2 protein-coding genes are annotated in these 2010 nt (G+C 53.7%); one reads left to right on the top strand and one right to left on the bottom strand.

The window, feature by feature from the left end:
• Positions 1 to 78 precede the first annotated feature (78 nt).
• Positions 79 to 1614 (top strand): FtsK/SpoIIIE domain-containing protein, encoded by a 1536-nt coding sequence (locus tag KZZ07_RS28210; RefSeq protein ID WP_219519868.1) that lies wholly within the window; start codon positions 79 to 81, stop codon positions 1612 to 1614.
• Between the two features lie 208 nt (positions 1615 to 1822).
• Here KZZ07_RS28210 and KZZ07_RS26485 read toward each other — a convergent pair.
• The coding region (locus KZZ07_RS26485) for a hypothetical protein (RefSeq protein ID WP_219519871.1) at positions 1823 to 2010 on the bottom strand (188 nt) is incomplete at its 5' end.

Here is a 2010-nt window from a genome sequence, read left to right on the forward strand (position 1 = left end):
CACGCCGCCGAATGATGGCACGCAAAAGGGGAACAAGCTCGACTTACGACTGGCCCTGAAAAAAGGGGCAGGTCACAAGTGTTTGACAAACCGCGCGTCGCTTCTCGGCTGCGTGCCTTTGCCGTTGATCAACTTCCTCAATCTGAGGTTGGCGATATTGTTCCCAGGGACCCTTGGGAAACGGCATTAATTTCACGCACCGTGAATGGTGCAGTGCCTGATGAAGGCTCGACACTTCCGAACAAAAAAATGGATACGGAGACGTCCAATCAAGAAGAGGTAAGTTCGTCGTCCACGGAGACTGGCAGCGCCGATCCTGTTCAGGTCGAAACAACTGCAGATGAAAACTCAAATACGACAGGACTGACGGGCGCTGAAAAGAAAGACGAAAGCTCTGCGGCGCCCGAGATCACCAATATGCCATCCGCTGACTTGGCAAGCTGGCTTAACAGCTCCGAGACAGACGAAGACGATGATGGAGCGCAACGTTGGCTTGAAGAAACAGTCATCAAGCTACAGCGGGCGCTTCGCGGCTACGATATGACCGCAGAGCTGATCGGATCACGCTTGACGCCCAACGCGGCACTCATTCGCCTTAGGGGCTCGGATGACCTTACGCTTCCAAAGGTCGAAAAAAGACGGCAGGAACTCCTGACCTCTCACGCGATTGATGTCATCAACCTCCTAGCGGCACCGATGGAAGTCATCGTCATGGTACGGCGCCCGAAGCGTGCCATCCTTAGGTTGAAAGGCCTTTGGAGGCTTCGTGAGTTGCCGGAAAGCGCCCCTGAGACAAACACCAGTTTGCTTATCGGCGCCAAGGAGGCTGACGGAGAGCTGTTATATCTGAACGTGGGAGACGGATTTGCTGGCCAGCAACCTCATGGTCCGCACACGCTGATTGCGGGTGAGACCGGAAGCGGTAAAGGCGTTCTGGTACAGTCTTTGCTGCTCGACATCTGCGCGACGAACAGCCCTGAGAGCGCACGCATCAGGATGATCGATCCAAAGGCGGGCATAGATTTCCCGTGGCTCCGTCGTATGCCGCACCTTGATGGTGATCTCATTACCTCAAGAGAAGAGGCCATTGAGACACTTGAGGAGCTTGTTGAGGAGATGGAACGACGCAACCGTCTTCTCGCCGACGCGGGCGTGACCAAACTTGCAAATTACAATAAGAAAGTACCGCCTAGCGAACGTCTGCCGAGGATTTGGCTCTTTCACGACGAACTTGCGGATTGGATGCTGATCGATGACTACCGTGATGCAGTCGAGCTCAACGCGAGCCGCCTTGGTGTTAAAGCCCGCGCCGCCGGTATCAATCTAGTCCTCATAACGCAGCGACCAGACAAGGATGCCCTTCCGATGCAGCTCCGCGCCAACTTGACGAACCGGCTTGTTCTAAAGGTTGCAGACAAACGCAACTCTGTTCTCGTGCTCGACGAACCTGGGGCCGAAAAACTCTTGGGGCGTGGCCATCTTGCCGCCAAACTATCTGGCGAAGGCGAAATCATATTGGCCCAAGTGCCGTTTGCGGATGAAGACGAGATGGCAGAGCTTGCCGAGCTAATCAGAAACGCTTGGACAAACGCCAACAGCGTAAACTCTGTTTGATCCAATGGGAAAACAAGCGCTAACCGAAACCACAGACTTTTCCACAAAGCTAGAATGCTCAAAGCTACAAAGCTTTGTTCGATTCCAAAGAATGGAATCGAATGCTTTCCCAGCTTCCGAGGCAGGTTTCAGTTGTCAAACCGTGGGACACGAATCCGAAAAACCTAAATAAACGGTGGGATAAAAAAGCGTCCCACCCGCTCGTAAGTCATTGATCTTCCCGGATACTGTGATGCCGCCCCCGGGCACCATTTAATCCGCTAAGCCATTGTAAGACCTCAGCTTTATCTGATGATGGAGCTACCGTAGAACATGGCGCTTGACCTGCCCCTTTTTTCAGGGCCAGTCGTAAGTCGAGCTTGTTCCCCTTTTGCGTGCCATCATTCGGCGGCGTGA

The sequence above is a fragment of the Mameliella sp. CS4 genome (assembly GCF_019392335.1).
In the GTDB taxonomy this organism is placed as follows: Bacteria; Pseudomonadota; Alphaproteobacteria; order Rhodobacterales; family Rhodobacteraceae; genus Antarctobacter.